The sequence below is a fragment of the Cupriavidus basilensis genome (assembly GCF_029335485.1).
In the GTDB taxonomy this organism is placed as follows: Bacteria; Pseudomonadota; Gammaproteobacteria; order Burkholderiales; family Burkholderiaceae; genus Cupriavidus; species Cupriavidus basilensis_E.
On sequence record NZ_JARJLM010000661.1, the window covers coordinates 1 to 15,311 of the forward strand.

General features: G+C 67.5%; 12 protein-coding genes. 7 read left to right on the forward strand and 5 right to left on the reverse strand.

Annotated features, from left to right (window positions below):
* Nucleotides 1–3,035, reverse strand: a 3,035-nt coding sequence (locus tag P3W85_RS40670) for a hybrid sensor histidine kinase/response regulator (protein ID WP_276268976.1), incomplete at its 3' end; no start/stop codon positions are given.
* A 290-nt stretch (nucleotides 3,036–3,325) separates the two neighbouring features.
* Between P3W85_RS40670 and urtA the strand changes: the two genes are divergently transcribed.
* From urtA to P3W85_RS40705, 7 genes are all read left to right on the forward strand, one after another.
* The gene (gene urtA / locus P3W85_RS40675; protein ID WP_430869709.1) at nucleotides 3,326–4,630 is read left to right on the forward strand and encodes an urea ABC transporter substrate-binding protein; all 1,305 of its coding nucleotides are present in this window, start codon (nucleotides 3,326–3,328) and stop codon (nucleotides 4,628–4,630) included.
* A 247-nt stretch (nucleotides 4,631–4,877) separates the two neighbouring features.
* The gene (urtB, locus tag P3W85_RS40680) at nucleotides 4,878–5,792 is read left to right on the forward strand and encodes an urea ABC transporter permease subunit UrtB (RefSeq protein ID WP_017228065.1); all 915 of its coding nucleotides are present in this window, start codon (nucleotides 4,878–4,880) and stop codon (nucleotides 5,790–5,792) included.
* Nucleotides 5,793–5,838: 46 nt separating this feature from the next.
* Nucleotides 5,839–7,041: an urea ABC transporter permease subunit UrtC gene (urtC, locus tag P3W85_RS40685; RefSeq protein ID WP_276268977.1), complete on the forward strand. Its 1,203-nt coding sequence runs from the start codon at nucleotides 5,839–5,841 to the stop codon at nucleotides 7,039–7,041.
* Between the two features lie 123 nt (nucleotides 7,042–7,164).
* Nucleotides 7,165–7,908, forward strand: a complete 744-nt coding sequence (gene urtD / locus P3W85_RS40690) for an urea ABC transporter ATP-binding protein UrtD (protein WP_017228062.1) — start codon at nucleotides 7,165–7,167, stop codon at nucleotides 7,906–7,908.
* Nucleotides 7,909–7,935: 27 nt separating this feature from the next.
* Nucleotides 7,936–8,625 (forward strand): urea ABC transporter ATP-binding subunit UrtE, encoded by a 690-nt coding sequence (gene urtE, locus P3W85_RS40695; protein WP_017228061.1) that lies wholly within the window; start codon nucleotides 7,936–7,938, stop codon nucleotides 8,623–8,625.
* Between the two features lie 53 nt (nucleotides 8,626–8,678).
* A complete protein-coding gene (gene fmdA, locus P3W85_RS40700; protein ID WP_276268978.1) occupies nucleotides 8,679–9,911 on the forward strand; it encodes a formamidase in 1,233 nt (410 codons plus the stop codon).
* Nucleotides 9,912–9,977: 66 nt separating this feature from the next.
* Complete coding sequence (locus P3W85_RS40705) at nucleotides 9,978–10,304, forward strand: zinc ribbon domain-containing protein (RefSeq protein ID WP_017228059.1); 327 nt, start codon at nucleotides 9,978–9,980, stop codon at nucleotides 10,302–10,304.
* Here P3W85_RS40705 and P3W85_RS40710 read toward each other — a convergent pair.
* The 4 genes from P3W85_RS40710 to P3W85_RS40725 all read right to left on the reverse strand — a co-directional run bounded on the left by P3W85_RS40710 (nucleotide 10,294) and on the right by P3W85_RS40725 (nucleotide 15,280).
* Entirely contained in the window at nucleotides 10,294–11,400 is a 1,107-nt protein-coding gene (locus P3W85_RS40710) for a bifunctional nicotinamide-nucleotide adenylyltransferase/Nudix hydroxylase (protein ID WP_276268979.1), read from the reverse strand. The genes P3W85_RS40705 and P3W85_RS40710 overlap by 11 nt on opposite strands.
* Nucleotides 11,401–11,463: 63 nt before the next feature.
* Nucleotides 11,464–13,158 (reverse strand): NAD+ synthase, encoded by a 1,695-nt coding sequence (locus P3W85_RS40715; RefSeq protein WP_276268980.1) that lies wholly within the window; start codon nucleotides 13,156–13,158, stop codon nucleotides 11,464–11,466.
* Nucleotides 13,159–13,195: 37 nt separating this feature from the next.
* Complete coding sequence (pncB, locus tag P3W85_RS40720; protein ID WP_276268981.1) at nucleotides 13,196–14,428, reverse strand: nicotinate phosphoribosyltransferase; 1,233 nt, start codon at nucleotides 14,426–14,428, stop codon at nucleotides 13,196–13,198.
* A 42-nt stretch (nucleotides 14,429–14,470) separates the two neighbouring features.
* Nucleotides 14,471–15,280, reverse strand: coding sequence for a cysteine hydrolase (locus P3W85_RS40725; protein WP_276268982.1), 810 nt, complete (start codon nucleotides 15,278–15,280; stop codon nucleotides 14,471–14,473).
* Nucleotides 15,281–15,311 lie beyond the last annotated feature (31 nt).

Sequence of the window (15,311 nt, forward strand, 5' to 3'; positions counted from 1 at the left end):
TCTTCGGTATTCTCATGCGCATTGGCCGAGACGATCACCACCAGCGGCGCAGGCGCCTGCGCGCGCAGCAGGCGGCACAGGTCCCAGCCCGATGCATCGGGCAGGTTGAGATCGAGCAACACCAGTTGCGGGCGCCAGCGCTGCACCGCCGGCAGCACCCCGGCGCCGTCGCCAATTTCATGTACCACGAGGCCCAGCGGCGCCAGGAAGCCGAGCAGCACCGCGCGATGCGCGGCGCGGTCGTCCACCACCAGCACCCGCGAGCCGGCCGGCAGCCGGGTGCCCGGCGCGGCGGCCCGGCGCGCAACCGGCGCCGTCACCGCCGGCAGGTACAGCCGCACCGTGAACTCGCTGCCGGCGCCGGGCGCGCTGCGCAGGCGGATCTCGCCGCCCATCAGGTCGGCCAGCAGCCGCACGATCGCCAGCCCCAGGCCGATGCCTTCGCGGTCGTCGTGGCCGCCGGCGCGCTCGAAGGGATCGAAGATACGCTCCTGATCGGCGATCGCAATGCCCGGCCCGGTATCGCTGACGGAGATGGTGGCCAGCTCGCGCTGGTGCCGCACGCTCAGGGTGACGGCCCCTCGCTCGGTGAACTTGATGGCGTTGCTGACCAGGTTGATCACGATCTGCCGCAGGCGCTTCGGGTCGCCATGCACATGGGACGGCAGCATGCCTTCCACGCGATAGTGGAACGCCAGGCCGCGCGCGGCCGCCAGCGGGCGGAACATGCGCACCAGATCGTCGAACAGGCCTTCCAGCGCCACCGCCTCCTGCGCCAGGCGCAGCTTGCCGGCCTCGATGCGCGACAGTTCCAGCAGGCCGTCGACCAGGCTGGATAGATGCTCGCCGGCGCGCCCGATGGTGCGCACGTCCTCGCGCAGCGCGCCGGGCAGCGTGGCGGCGCGCAACAGCAACTGCGAATAGCCGAGGATGGAATTCAGTCCGGCGCGCATCTCGTGGCTCATGCCGGTGATAAAGCGGCTTTTGGCCAGGTTGGCCTTCTCCGCCACTTCCTTGGCGCTTTGCAGCAGCGCATCGGTATGGCGGTGCGCATCGATTTCCTTTTGCAGCAGCATGTTCTGCCGCTCCGACTCCTCCTGCGCCACCACCCGGCTCTCATTGGCCAGCACCAGCCACCACGCCGCCACCGCGGCGAACAGCAGCAGTCCGGCGAAGATCTTGATGAACAGCCCGGCTCGCGGCAGCGTGGCCGCACCCTGCCCGACCGACCCGACTGACAATTGCTCCTGCGTGTACAACAGCCACAGGAAGGTGCCGAACACGAACACCATGCCGGCCAGCACCAGGCAGAACTGGCCGATGCGGCGCGCCATCACCGGCGGCGTGCCCGCCGGCAGCACGCGCGTGAGCGCGGTCACGATCTGCTCCTGCGCGCTGGCGCCGGGCTTGCAGCGGTCGCCGCAGCGCGCGTCGAGCGTGCAGCACAGCGAGCAGATCGGCCCGCGATACGCCGGGCAGGAGGCCACATCCTCCACCTCGAAGGGATTGCGGCAGATGGTGCAGCGAACCACCTTGTGGCGCGGCCCGAAATCCGCCGGCGCACGCGCGATGAAGTAGCGGCTCTGGGTGGCCAGCGCGATCAGCGGCGGAATGGCGATGGCAAGCAGCAGCGCCGCCCCGATCGAAGCCGGACGCAGCGTCTCGCCGAACACACCCAGGTGCACCAGCAGCGACGCCGCCGAGGCCAGCATCATGCCGCCGAACCCGGCCGGGTTGATATCGAACAGGTAGGCGCGGCGGAACTCGATGGCGCGCGGCGACAGCCCGAGCGGCTTGCTGATGACGAGATCGCCGACGATGGCGCCGACCCACGCCACCGCCAGATGCGCATACAGCGCCAGCACCTGCTCGAGCGCCTCGAACACGCCCATGGCCATCAGCATCACCGCGATCAGCACATTGAAGGCCAGCCACACCACCCGGCCCGGATGGCTGTGCGTGAGCCGCGCGAACACGTTCGACCATGCCAGCGAGCCGGCGTAGGCATTGGTGATGTTGATCTTGGTCTGCGACAGCAGCACGAACAGGCCGGTCAGGGCCACCGCCGTCCAGCCTGGCCACCCGGCGCCGAGGGCGCGCGCGAAGCCCGCCAGGTACATCTGGGTAGGCTCCAGTGCATGCGCGATCGGCACTTCGGCCTGCAATGCCACAAAAGCCAGAAAGGCCCCGCCCGCCATCTTGGCTGCGCCCAGCACGATCCAGCCCGGGCCGGCCGCGATCAGCGCGCTCCACCAGCGCAGCCGGTTGCGCCGCGTCAGCTCCGGCATGAAGCGCAGGAAATCCACCTGCTCGCCGATCTGCGCGATCAATGCGGCGGCGACGGTGGCCGCCGCGCCGAACGCATGCCAGGAAAAACCGTCGCCTTCGGCCACGCGTCCGTTGAAGGAGAGGAAATCGGCGTAGAGGCCCGGCTCGCGCCACCCGATCGCCGCATAGGGCAGCGCCAGCAGCAAGAGCCACAGTGGCTGGGTCCATAGCTGGATGCGGGAGATCAGCGTCACGCCGTGGGTCACCAGCGGAATCACCACCAGCGCGGAGAGCAGGTAGCCCAGCGGACGCGGCAGGCCGAACAGCAGCTCGAAGGCCTGCGCCATGATGGCCGCCTCGAGCGCGAAGAAGATAAAGGTGAAGCTGGCGTAGATCAGCGAGGTGATGGTGGAACCCAGGTAGCCGAAGCCGGCGCCGCGCGCCAGCAGATCCATGTCCACGCCGTGGCGGGCGGCGTAATAGGAGATCGGCAGCCCGCTCAGGAAGATGGCCAGGCTGACCACGCCGATGGCCCACATCGCATTGGTGAAGCCGTAGCTGAGCGTGATGGCCGCGCCGATGGCTTCCAGCGCCAGGAAGGCCACTGCACCAAAAGCGGTATTCGCGACCCGGAAGGCGCTCCACTTGCGGAACGTCCTTGGTGCAAAACGCAGCGCGTAGTCCTCCAGGGTCTCGTCGGCAACCCAGCGGTTGTAGTCGCGCCGGATCTTGCTGATGCGCTGTACGGGCTGGCTGGCGGTGGGCATGGGAGGTCTGGACTCCGGAGGGTGCTCGCGTGGGTCGTGCCGCGCTGATGCAAGAGCCGTGCCGTGTCGCGGGGCCCCTGCGGGCGCAAAGGAAGCATCCTCCACAAAGGTCGCCGGCAGGTGATCCACGGGCCAACGGCGCGGCGCGCGGGATCGTAGCGCAGCCGGGGTGCGCACGCGCGTACGTTGAATGACGTATGGAAGGTGCCGCTGCACTGCACCATGATCCAGCCACGGGGTCATTCAAGCAACGCCGTCTCAACTCACCACGTCTCCAAGGAGCGTCGATCATGCGTGACAAAGAAACCAGCGGGTCCCTTCCTTCCCAAGATGCCGGCGCCGCCGACGCAGCCTCGCCCCAGCGGCGCCGCATGATGCAGGGCCTGGCCGCATTGCCCGCGCTCTCGCTCGCCGGCATGGCCGGCATCGGCGGCCAGGCGCGCGCGGCGGTGCCCACCTCGGTCGCCAACACCACCAGGCTCGCTGTCACCGACACCGAAGTCACGGTGGGCCAGTTGCACTCCGCCACCGGCACCATGGCCATCTCGGAGACCGGCTCGATCCAGGCCGAGCAACTGGCGATCGACCAGATCAATGCCGCCGGCGGCATCCTCGGCCGCAAGATCAAGGTCATCAAGGAAGACGGCGCATCCGACTGGCCCACCTTTGCAGAGAAGTCCAAGAAGCTGCTGGTCAACGACCGCGTGGCGGCCGTGTTCGGCTGCTGGACCTCCGCTTCGCGCAAGGCCGTGCTGCCCATCTTCGAGAAAGAGAACGGCCTGCTCTACTACCCGACCTTCTACGAGGGGCTGGAGCAGTCGAAGAACGTGATCTACACCGGCCAGGAAGCCACCCAGCAGATCCTCTGGGGCCTGGAGTGGGCGGCCAGGCAGAAGAACGCCAAGAGCTTCTTCCTGATCGGCTCGGACTACATCTGGCCGCGCACCTCCAACAAGATCGCGCGCAAGCACATCGAGAATTTCCAGAAGCTCAAGGTGGTGGGCGAGGAGTATTACCCGCTGGGCCACACCAACTTCAACTCGCTGATCAACAAGATCAAGGTGGCCAAGCCGGACTGCATCTACGCCATCGTGGTGGGCGGCTCCAATGTGGCCTTCTACAAGCAGCTGAAGGCGGCGGGCATTACCGCGGACAAGCAGTTCCTGCTGACCATCTCCGTGACGGAAGACGAAGTACTGGGCATCGGCGGCGAGAACATCGCCGGCTTCTACGCGGCCATGAAGTACTTCCAGTCGCTCGACAACCCCAACAACAAGGCCTTCGTCGAAGCGTTCAAGAGCAAGTACGGCGGCAAGTCGGTGATCGGCGATGTCACGCAGGCGGCGTACCTCGGCCCGTGGCTGTGGAAGGCGGCGGTGGAAAGAGCCGGCAGCTTCGATATCGACAAGGTGGTAGCCGCCTCGCCCGGCATCGAACTGAAGACCGCGCCGGAAGGCTATGTGAAGGTGGACCCCAACCACCACCTGTGGAGCAAGACGCGGGTGGGCCTGGCGCAGCTCGACGGCCAGTTCAAGGTGGTGGCGGAATCGCCGGCGCTGATTCCGCCGAATCCGTTCCCGAAGGGCTATCAGTAGGCCATTCCGTTTGGGCTGATCCCCCGCTGGTTTGCTCCTCCCAGTTGTGGGAAAGGGGCCGGGGGAGAGGGTGGGCGCTGCAAATGCTGTCGCGCTGGATAAAACCAATGGCTCCGCTTGTTGTGGCTCCTGGCCAAACCACCCAACAACCGTCGGGCGCTCCAAACGGCGCCGGCGCACCCTGCCGGCTTCGTCCGGCGCTCCCGATGCGCCTTTCCTTCTCCTCCTCCCGATGCCGGAGCGCAACATGAATCTGTCCGACATGCTGAACATCACCCTCATGCAGGGCTTTGCCGGCCTCAGCCTGTTCTCGGTGCTGCTGCTGATGGCGCTGGGCCTGGCCATCATCTTCGGCCAGATGGGCGTGATCAATATGGCGCACGGCGAGTTCATGACGATCGGCGCCTACACCATCTTCCTTGCCTCCACCCTGACCGAACGGCTGGCCCCGTCGTGGATGCCCTTCTACTTTCCGCTGGCCATCGGCGCCGCCTTCGCACTGGCGTTCTGCGCCGGCTGGCTGGCCGAGTGGGCGCTGATCCGGCATCTGTACCGCCGGCCCCTGGACACGCTGCTGGCCACCTGGGGCCTGTCGCTCGGCATGCAGCAGAGCTTCCGTTCCACGTTCGGCCCCAAGGAAGTCAGCCCCACCCTGCCCGACTGGCTGATGGGCTCGTGGTCGCCCGCCGCGGGGCTCGATATCCCCATCAACGGCATGTTCGTGATGGCGCTCACGTTGTTCGTCACCGGCATGGTATGGCTGGCGCTCTATCGCTCGCGCTGGGGCCTGCGCGTGCGCGCCACCACGCTCAACCGCGCCATGGCCAATGCGGCGGGCATCAACACGCGGCGCACCGACCGCCTCACCTTTGCCATCGGCTGCGGCATCGCCGGCGTGGCTGGGGCGGCCTTCACCACCATCGGCTCCACCGGTCCCACCAGCGGCTCGCTCTATATCGTCGATTCCTTCCTGGTGGTCACCTTTGGCGGCGCGGCGAGCCTGCTCGGCACGGTGGCCTCGGCCTTCGGCATTGCGCAGGCGCAGTCGATCAGCGAGTTCTTCCTGACCGGCTCGATGGCGCGCGTGCTGACGCTATTGCTGATCGTGACGATCCTGATGATCCGCCCCCAGGGATTGTTCGCGCCGGCTGTACGCCGCTGAAGACGCCACCGCCTTCACCGCCACCCATCAAGCACAGGAGCTTGCGATGTCTTCCTCCTCTTCCACCGCGCCGACGGCGCGCCGCCTGCCCGCACCCCTGCGCCTGCTGCGCGGCGAACTCCCCGGCTACCTGCTGCTGGCGCTGGCGCTGCTGGTCGTCATGCCGCTGGCGCTCGACGTGTTCCGCCTCAACCTGCTCGGCAAATACCTGAGCTATGCCTTCGTGGCTGTGGGGCTGGTCATGCTGTGGGGCTACGGCGGCGTGCTGAGCCTCGGCCAGGGCGTGTTCTTCGGGCTGGGCGGCTACGCCATGGCGATGTTCCTCAAGCTCGAAGCATCCGACGCCAGGAGCACCGCGATCCAGTCCACGCCCGGCATTCCTGACTTCATGGACTGGAACCAGCTCACCGCGCTGCCTTGGTGGTGGGAGCCGTTCCGCCACCTGCCCTTCGCGCTGGCGGGCGTGATCGCGGTGCCGGTGGCGCTCGCCTTCGTCGTGAGCTTTGCCATGTTCCGCCGGCGCGTGGGCGGGGTGTACTTCGCCATCATCACGCAGGCCGTGGCGCTGATCCTCTCCGTGCTGATCATCGGCCAGCAGGGCTATACCGGCGGCGTCAACGGCATCACCGATCTCAAGACCATGCTGGGCTGGGATATCCGCAGCGACAGCGCCAGGGTGACCCTCTACTTCGCCAACGTGATCCTGCTGTTCGGCGCCATCGCCATGTGCCGCTGGATCCAGCGCAGCAAGCTTGGCGTGCTGCTGCTTGCCATGCGCGACAAGGAAGACCGCGTGCGCTTTTCCGGCTACGACGTGGCGATGTTCAAGGTCTTCGTGTTCTGCCTGGCCGCGGCGCTGTGCGCGGTGGGCGGCGCGCTGTTCACGCTGCAGGTGGGCTTTATGTCGCCGTCCTTCGTCGGCATCGTGCCCTCCATCGAAATGGTGATCTTTGCCGCGGTGGGCGGGCGCATGAGCCTGGTGGGCGCGGTCTGGGGCACGCTGCTGGTCAACTTCGGCAAGACGTATTTCTCCGAAAGCTTCCCCGACTTGTGGCTGTTCCTGATGGCGGCGTTGTTTATCGGCGTGGTGGTGGCCTTCCCCGACGGGCTGGCCGGTCTCTACGGCAGATACATGTCGCGCCGCGGCACCGCCGGTGGCCCCGTGGAGCCCGGCGAAACGGCCGCGGATGCGGCCTCGCCTGCCGCGGCGCCCCCCGCCGGCAAGGGGATTGCGGGCCGCATTGCGTGAAACCATGGCTGACGTTCCGCCCGAAACCGCGCGCGATGTCGGCCCCAGCACCGAACCCGGCGCCGCGCATGGCATCGCGCTTGGCGCCTGGTTCGCAGTCCCGTCCAAAGCGAGGAAGACACCATGAGCAATACCGATTTCATGCTGGCGGTGGAAGACCTGACCGTGTCCTTCGACGGTTTTCGCGCCATCGACAATCTGACGCTGTATGTGGACCGCGACGAACTGCGCGTGATCATCGGCCCCAACGGCGCCGGCAAGACCACCCTGCTCGATCTCGTCTGCGGCAAGACCCGCGCCACCGGCGGCAGCATCAAGTTCGCCAACCGGGAAATGACCGGCCTGCCCGAATACCAGATCGTGCGTGCCGGCGTGGGCCGCAAGTTCCAGACGCCCTCCATCTACGAAAACCTCAGCGTGTTCCAGAACCTGGCCGTGTCGTTCCCGCGCGGACGCGGCGTGTTCGGCGCGCTCACCTTCCGCACCACGCCCGAAGTGCGCCAGCGCGTGGCCGACGTGGCGGCGGAGATCGGCCTGGTGGATGCGCTGGAGCGCGAGGCCGCGCAGCTCTCGCACGGGCAGAAGCAATGGCTGGAGATCGGCATGCTGCTGATGCAGGAGCCGCAATTGCTGATGCTGGACGAACCCATTGCCGGCATGAGCGTGCGCGAGCGCGAGCAGACCGCGGCACTGCTCAAGCGCATCAGCCGCGGGCGTGCGGTGATCGTGATCGAGCACGACATGGATTTCGTCAAGCGCATCGCCGACAAGGTCACCGTGATGCACCAGGGCAAGATCCTCGCCGAAGGCTCGATGGAGCAGGTGCAGAACGACCCGCGCGTGATCGACGTGTATCTCGGCCATTGAACGGCCATTGAATCGAGGGAGACCAGCATGCTCGCAGTCGACAACGTGGTGGTGAATTACGGACAGAGCGAAGCGCTGCACGGCGTATCGTTCGCCGCCGCACAGGGTGAAACGGTGGCCATCATGGGCCGCAACGGGATGGGAAAGACGACGCTGTTCAAAGCCATGATCGGCATGTTGCCGGTACGCTCCGGCCAGGTCTGCGTGGACGGCCGCGACGTGGCGAACGACGAGAGCTATCGCCGTGTGCGCGCGGGCCTCGCCTACGTGCCGCAAGGCCGCATGATCTTCTCGCACCTTACCGTGGAAGAAAACATCCTGACCGGCATGGAGCAAGGCGGGAGCCGCCGCATTCCGGACGAGATCTTCGCCATGTTCCCGGTGCTGTTCGAGATGCGCCGCCGCAAGGGCGGCAACCTCTCCGGCGGGCAACAGCAGCAACTGGCGATCGCCCGCGCCCTGGTGGCCAACCCCAAGGTGCTGTTGCTGGACGAACCCACCGAAGGCATCCAGCCGTCCATCGTCAAGGACATCGCGCGCGCGCTCAACGAGATCCGCCGCACGCGCGACATCACCATCGTCTTCTCCGAGCAGGTGCTCAGCTTCGCGCTGGATGTGGCCGACCGCCTGCTGGTGATCGAAGGCGGCCGCTTCGTGCACGAGACGCACCGCGACGGCACCGACCTCGAGCGCATCCGGCAACTGCTGTCCGTATAGCCATAGCCGTACCCACCACTCCACCTACCCCACGCCAACACAGGAGGCATGTCATGACGGATACCCTGATCAAGGTCGACCTGGCCGAATCCCCGTACGAGAACCCCAACGTCCACAACCGCTGGCACCCGGACATCCCGATGGCCGCCTGGGTCAAGCCCGGCGACGATTTCATCCTGGAGACCTACGACTGGACCGGCGGCTTCATCAAGAACAACGACTGCGCCGACGACGTGCGCGATATCGACCTGTCCATCGTGCACTTCCTCTCCGGCCCGGTCGGCGTGGAAGGCGCCGAGCCCGGCGACCTGCTGGTGGTGGACCTGCTCGACATCGGCGCCAAGGCGGAAAGCCAGTGGGGCTTCAACGGCTTCTTCTCCAAACAGAACGGCGGCGGTTTCCTGACCGACCACTTCCCGCTCGCGCAGAAATCGATCTGGGATTTCCACGGCCTCTACACTTCCTCGCGGCACATTCCCGGCGTCAACTTCGCCGGGCTGATCCACCCCGGGCTGATCGGCTGCCTGCCGGACAAAGCGCTGCTGGAAACCTGGAACAAGCGCGAGCTGGACTTTATCGCCACCGAGCCGGACCGCGTACCGCCGCTGGCCAACCCGCCCTTCGCTGCCACCGCCCACATGGGCCGCCTGCAGGGCGACGCGCGCGACCAGGCCGCCGCCCACGGCGCACGCACCGTGCCGCCGCGCGAGCATGGCGGCAACTGCGACATCAAGGACCTGTCGCGCGGCGCCAAGGTGTATTTCCCCGTCTACGTCGACGGCGCGGGCCTGTCGGTGGGCGACCTGCACTTCTCCCAGGGCGATGGCGAAATCACCTTCTGCGGCGCCATCGAAATGGCCGGCTGGGTGCATATGCGCGTCTCGCTGATCAAGGGCGGCATGGCCAAGTACGGCATCAGGAATCCCATCTTCAAGCCCAGCCCGGTCACGCCGAACTACAACGACTACCTGATCTTCGAAGGCATTTCGGTGGATGAAGCCGGCCGGCAGCATTACCTGGACGTGCACGTGGCCTACCGCCAGGCCTGCCTTAACGCCATCGAGTACATGACCAGGTTCGGGTACTCGCGCGCGCAGGCCTACTCCATCCTCGGCACGGCGCCGGTGCAGGGGCATATCAGCGGCGTGGTCGATATTCCCAATGCCTGCGCCACGCTGTGGCTGCCCACGCAGATCTTCGACTTCGATATCCGGCCGAGCGCGCAAGGGCCGGTCAAGCATATCGACGGGGATGTGGACCTGCCGATCTCGCCGGACATCGGCTGAACGCCGGCTTGCCGCCGGGTGCCGTCGCGCCCGCCAATGTCACGATCCATGCATGGAGACCACCAGATGCCGACCTACGATTACCGCTGCCAGGACTGTGGCGAATTCTCCGTGATGCGGCCCATCGCGCGGCGCGACGAACCTTGCGCCTGCCCGGGCTGCGGCAAGTCATCCGAGCGCGCGTTGATCGCCGCGCCTGCGCTGGCGAGCATGCCGGCCGCATCGAGGCGAGCCCATGCCATCAATGAACGCAGCGCCGCGGCGCCACGTGAATCGGCGCGTAGCGGGCATGGGCCGGGCTGCGGTTGCTGCGGCAAGGTGAAGCTGGCGGAGGCACCGGCGCATACCGCCAAGGGCAACCCGGCCGGGAGGCCCTGGATGATCAGCCACTGAAGGGGACGGGCGCCGCCTCGCCCCCGAACAGGTGCAGGAAGCGGTCGAGGATCAGCAGGTGATCCTCGAACATCTGCCCTTCCAGCGCCAGCAGTTCCTGCTGCGGCACCCAGCGCACGGCCGCCGCGTCATCGGCGGCGGCCACCGCCGGCAGCGCTTCCAGCGGCAGGTCGAAGAAGAAGGCGTGGGTCAGCGTGCGCCCGCGCAGGCTGCGCTCGGGGTGGTCGAACAGCGCCTGGTCGCGGCACGATTGCTGCAGCGCGGCCTTGGGCAGGCCGAAGCGGGTTTCCTCGTCGAGTTCGCGCAGGACCGCATCGGCCACGCGCTCATGCTGGTCGAGGAAGCCGCCGGGCAACGCCCATGTGCCACGCCCCGGCTGCCCGCCGCGCCGGATCAGCAGCACCTGGCCGCAGCAGCGCACCACCGCGTCCACGGTTACGAACACCGGCGGATACGGCGCCGCCGCCCAGCGGCGCCGGTGGTCTTCCAGGAAACGGTATTCGGCCAGCAGGACCGCGAACGCTTCCTGCCGGGCGAACTCGCGCAGGAAGACGGCGACCGGCGCGGGCAGCAGGCTGTCCAGCGTGCCCAGTTCGCCCTGCTGCTCGAACCACTGGCGGCGGACGTCGGCGGCATTGAGCTGTCCGAAGTTCGGCTGCGGCACCAGCGGCCAGCCGGGAAAGTCATTGAGATAGCCGGACGAGGCGTCCTTGAAATGTCCGAACAGGCCAACGCGCGCGGCGCCCGTTGCCTGCGCTCCGGCTTGCGCGGCAAGGGCACCGGCAACCGCGCCACGCACGGCAGCCGCCCAGCGCGGGCCTTCGTAGTAGTCCCGCACCGCCACGAAATGCAGGTCGGCGACGCGCGCGGGATCCCAGCCCGCCACGGCCCGCTCGATCATCTCGCGGCGCTCTGCGGCGGTGAAGGGATTCTTGACCGTGCGCGCGCCGCCCGCCGAACCCAGCACCACCACCACCCTGCGCGCCTGCGTCAGCGCCTGGCGCAGCATGGCCAGGTGGCCGTTGTGAAAGGGTTCGAAGCGGCCGATGTAGACCAGGTAGTCGAACGATCCGTCCGCATTCTCGTTGTCGCGCATCTCGTTATTCCTTGTGACCTGCCAGGCCGGCCTGGCCGGCAAACATGCATGATAGCCCGCGCATCAATCGCGGTAGCGCGCCGCGATCGGCATCTGCCGTCCGTTGCCAAAAGCGCGGTTGCGCAACCGGATGATGGGCGGTGCCTGGCGGCGCTTGAACTCGGACCGCGCCACCAGGTCCAGCACGCGCGCGACCAGCACCTGTTGCCCGTCCTCCTGCAACTGCCGCACGAAGGCGCGCGCCGTGTCGTACTCCGCCGGGCGCAGCCGCTCGCCCTCGATATGGAACTTGAGGATCTCGTCGAGCACCGGGTAGGGCGGCAGCGAATCGCTGTCGCGCTGGCCCTCGGACAACTCGGCGGAGGGCGCCTTGTCGATGATCGCCTGCGGGATCAGCTCGCGGCCGTGCCGCGCGTTGTAGTGGCGCGCCAGCGCGAACACCTCGGTCTTGTAGAGGTCGCCGATGATGTTGAGGCCGCCGTTGGTGTCGCCGTACAGCGTGCAGTAGCCCACCGAGATCTCGGACTTGTTGCCGGTGGTCAGCAACAGGTGGCCGAAGTGGTTCGAGTAGGCCATCAGGATGGTGCCGCGGATGCGCGCCTGCAGGTTCTCCACGGTCAGCCGCGAGGGGTCCGCGGCGAAGGCCGTATCGAAGCCGCCGCGGTATGCCGCCACCAGTCCGGCGATGGGATGCTCGAGCAGCGTCACGCCGAGGTTGCGGCACAGCGCGGCGGAGTCCGTCACGCTGCCCGCGCTGGAGTACTGCGAGGGCATGGTGATGGCGACCACGTTGTCCGGCCCCAGCGCATCGGCGGCCAGCGCCAGCGTGAGCGCGCTGTCGATGCCGCCCGAGCTGCCGATCACCACCTTGCCGAAGCCGATCTTGGCGGCGTAGTCCCGCAGGCCGAGCACCACCTGCCGGTAGTAGAACTCGCTGTCCGGGAGCTCGATGCCGACCCGCTCGCGCAGCGGCCCGCCGGCGTCCGCGAAACCGCCGTCGAAGTCCACCGTGGCCACCGCTTCCTCGAAGCAAGGCAACTGGCGCACGACGCCGTGGCGCGGATCGAGCGCGAAGGACGCGCCGTCGAACACGATCTGGTCGTTGGCGCCCACCTGGTTGACGTAGACCAGGGGCAGCTTCCAGCGCGCGCCGATGCGCTCGAACAGCGCATGGCGCTGGGCCAGCTTGCCGACGTTCGAAGGGCTGGCATTGATGCACACCAGCAGCTGCGCGCCAGCAGCGGCCAGCGCGCCCACCGGGTCGAGCGCGTAGTCCGTGCCGCGGTCGTTCCACGCGTCCTCGCACACCAGGAAGCCAATCCGCACGCCTCCGATGGCGAGCAGCGCGGGATTGGCCGGGCCGGGCTCGAAATGGCGCAGGTCGTCGAAGATGTTGTAGGTGGGCAGCAGTTGCTTGTGATAGGTCAGCGTCACCGCGCCGCCCTGGATCACCAGCAGGCTGTTGTGCAGCGGCTTGCCCACGCCCGCATTGCGCGTCACCGCACCGATCACCAGCGCTGCGCTGGTCTGCCCGGACAGCGCCAGCACCGCATCGAGCGCGCGCTGCTGGCGCGCCAGGAAGTCCGGTTCCTCGACCATGTCCTGCGGGTAATAGCCGGACAGGCACAGTTCGGAAAACACCACCAGGTGAGCCCCGGCGGCCTCGGCCTGCGCCACGGCGGCGCGGATGCGCGCCAGGTTGGCGGAGAAGTCGCACAGCTTGTAGTCGAGCTGCGCCATTGCGATACGCAAGGTCATTTCGATTGCCTCCATCGGAGCCGGCGCGCCAGCGCGCTCAGCCTCCCTTGATCTCGAACACATCGGACAGGTAGTTGAGGAAATGGACGTCCTCGCACATGCCCTTGCCCGGACTGTCGCTCACCTTGGCCACGGGCTGTCCGTTGCAGGACACCAGCTTCATCACGATCTGCAGCGGCTCGGGTCCGCAGTCGTTGGACAGGTTGGTGCCGATGCCGAAACCCACCCGCGTGCGTCCGGCGAAGTGGCGGTACAGCGCGAAAGCACGCTCCAGGTCCAGCCCGTCGCTGAACACCAGCTGCTTGGTGGCGGGATCGATCTTCATCGCCTGGTAGTGCGCGATGGCCTTCTCGCCCCAGGCGAAGGGATCGCCCGAGTCGTGCCGCAGGCCGTCGAACAGCTTGCAGAAGTAGAGGTCGAAGTCACGCAGGAAGGCATCCATGCCGACCACGTCGGTCAGCGCGATGCCTAGGTCGCCGCGATACTCGCGCACCCAGTGTTCCAGCGCATTCTTCTGGAAATCGCGCAGGCGCGAGCCGAAGCACTGGAAGGCCTGCAGGTATTCATGCGCCATGGTGCCGATCGGCGTCAGGCCGTGGCGCATGGCCAGCAGCACGTTGCTGGTGCCGCGCATCAGCCCGCCCGCCTCGCGCGCCAGCGTGGCCACCACCTCTTCATGCCAGTCCCGCGAGAAGCGGCGGCGCGTGCCGAAGTCGAAGAAGACAAAGGGAAAGCGCTGCGCCGGCTGCGCCTCCAGGTCCTTGAGCAAGGCCAGCTTGGCGCCCAGCCGCGCGCGGCCCTCCGCCAGCGCGGCAGCCTGCGGAAACTGGCGGAAGTAGACCTCGTTGACGATGGCCAGCACATAGATCTCGAACAGCATCACATGCAGCATCGGGCCCTTGACGCGGATCTCCAGCGCGTCGGGCGCACCGGCCGGCACCGTCACGGAGATAAAGCGCCGCTGCAACTGGAACAGACGCAGGAAGTCGACGAAATCGGATTTGATAAAACGCAGGCTGCCGAGATAAGCCAGCTCCGCCTCGGTGAAGCGCAGCGCGCACAGCGCGTCGAGCTGCGCCTCGATCTCGGCGCGCAACGCGGCCAGCGGCCGCTCAGGCTGGTTGCGGCACTTGAAGGCGTACTCGGCCTGGGTCTCGGGCTGGTGGTGCAGGATCTCCTGCATCATCGTGAACTTGTAGAGATCGGTGTCGAGCAGCGACGCGATCACGGGCGAGAAGCGGGACGGGAGCTTGCGCGGGGTGGCGGTCATGGTGTCCTCTGGCGGAAATCGTGGGATTGGCGGATTGCGCGCTCAGGCCAGCCAGCCGGTGCTGGTGGCGGTGCGCATGCCGCGCGAGCGCATGTCGTCGATAAAGGCTTGCCCCTGTGCTTCGAAGCCCGGCACCGGGCTGGCGCAGTCGGTCAGCAGCACCAGCTTGCCGGCGCCATCCGCGCCGAGCCGGTCGGCCAGGTCGCGCACCGTGCTGGCCACGCAGTGCGAGAGCGCCTCGCCGCCCACCAGGATGGTGTCGGCCGCTGCCAGGCGCGCGATCCAGCGGGGGTCGGGCAAGGTGGCCGCATCGGCCGCGTCCGGCACCTCGGCCTGGATCGCGGAGTAGTGCTCGGTGCCGGCATTGGTGCCCTTGGCCACATAGCCGACCGGCCTCAGCCGGCCGCGGCTCCAGTTCGCCAGCGCGCCGGCCAGCGCCTGCTGCACGCCATGGCCCCAGCTGCCCACCAGGCAGTGCTCGGGCCAGACCAGCAACTGGTAGCGGCCACGTTCGGCCAGCGCGCGCACATAAGCCAGGCTTTGCGCTTGCCGCGCCGGATCCCGCGCCAGCCAGCGGCCCGTCTCCACCTCGGCCACGCTGATCGGGGTGAACGGCGCCGGCGCCGCGCCGTCGGCATCGCGCCACCAAGCGGGATGCGCGATATCGAAGGCGCTGTGGGAATCGAGCGTGACGTCCACCGCGTCGATGGCATCGCCCCGGCGTGCCAGCAGGGCGGCCAGGCGCGTCAGGTCGGCATTGGCGCCGGGCACCGGCAACGCTGCGCCGGGCAGGTCGCAGAAATCATTCTGCGGATCGATGATCAGGAGTTGCACGATGGGTCGGCCGGTCATGATGGCTGCTCACGGTCTGAGTGGGTGGTTG

Excerpts from the sequence above, each read along its gene's own strand:
- urtA (WP_430869709.1), top strand. The coding sequence starts at position 3,326 with ATGCGTGACAAAGAAACCAGCGGGTCCCTTCCTTCCCAAGATGCCGGC.
- urtB (WP_017228065.1), top strand. The coding sequence starts at position 4,878 with ATGAATCTGTCCGACATGCTGAACATCACCCTCATGCAGGGCTTTGCC.
- urtC (WP_276268977.1), top strand. The coding sequence starts at position 5,839 with ATGTCTTCCTCCTCTTCCACCGCGCCGACGGCGCGCCGCCTGCCCGCA.
- urtD (WP_017228062.1), top strand. The coding sequence starts at position 7,165 with ATGAGCAATACCGATTTCATGCTGGCGGTGGAAGACCTGACCGTGTCC.
- urtE (WP_017228061.1), top strand. The coding sequence starts at position 7,936 with ATGCTCGCAGTCGACAACGTGGTGGTGAATTACGGACAGAGCGAAGCG.
- fmdA (WP_276268978.1), top strand. The coding sequence starts at position 8,679 with ATGACGGATACCCTGATCAAGGTCGACCTGGCCGAATCCCCGTACGAG.
- P3W85_RS40705 (WP_017228059.1), top strand. The coding sequence starts at position 9,978 with ATGCCGACCTACGATTACCGCTGCCAGGACTGTGGCGAATTCTCCGTG.
- P3W85_RS40710 (WP_276268979.1), bottom strand. The coding sequence starts at position 11,400 with ATGCGCGACAACGAGAATGCGGACGGATCGTTCGACTACCTGGTCTAC.
- P3W85_RS40715 (WP_276268980.1), bottom strand. The coding sequence starts at position 13,158 with ATGACCTTGCGTATCGCAATGGCGCAGCTCGACTACAAGCTGTGCGAC.
- pncB (WP_276268981.1), bottom strand. The coding sequence starts at position 14,428 with ATGACCGCCACCCCGCGCAAGCTCCCGTCCCGCTTCTCGCCCGTGATC.
- P3W85_RS40725 (WP_276268982.1), bottom strand. The coding sequence starts at position 15,280 with ATGACCGGCCGACCCATCGTGCAACTCCTGATCATCGATCCGCAGAAT.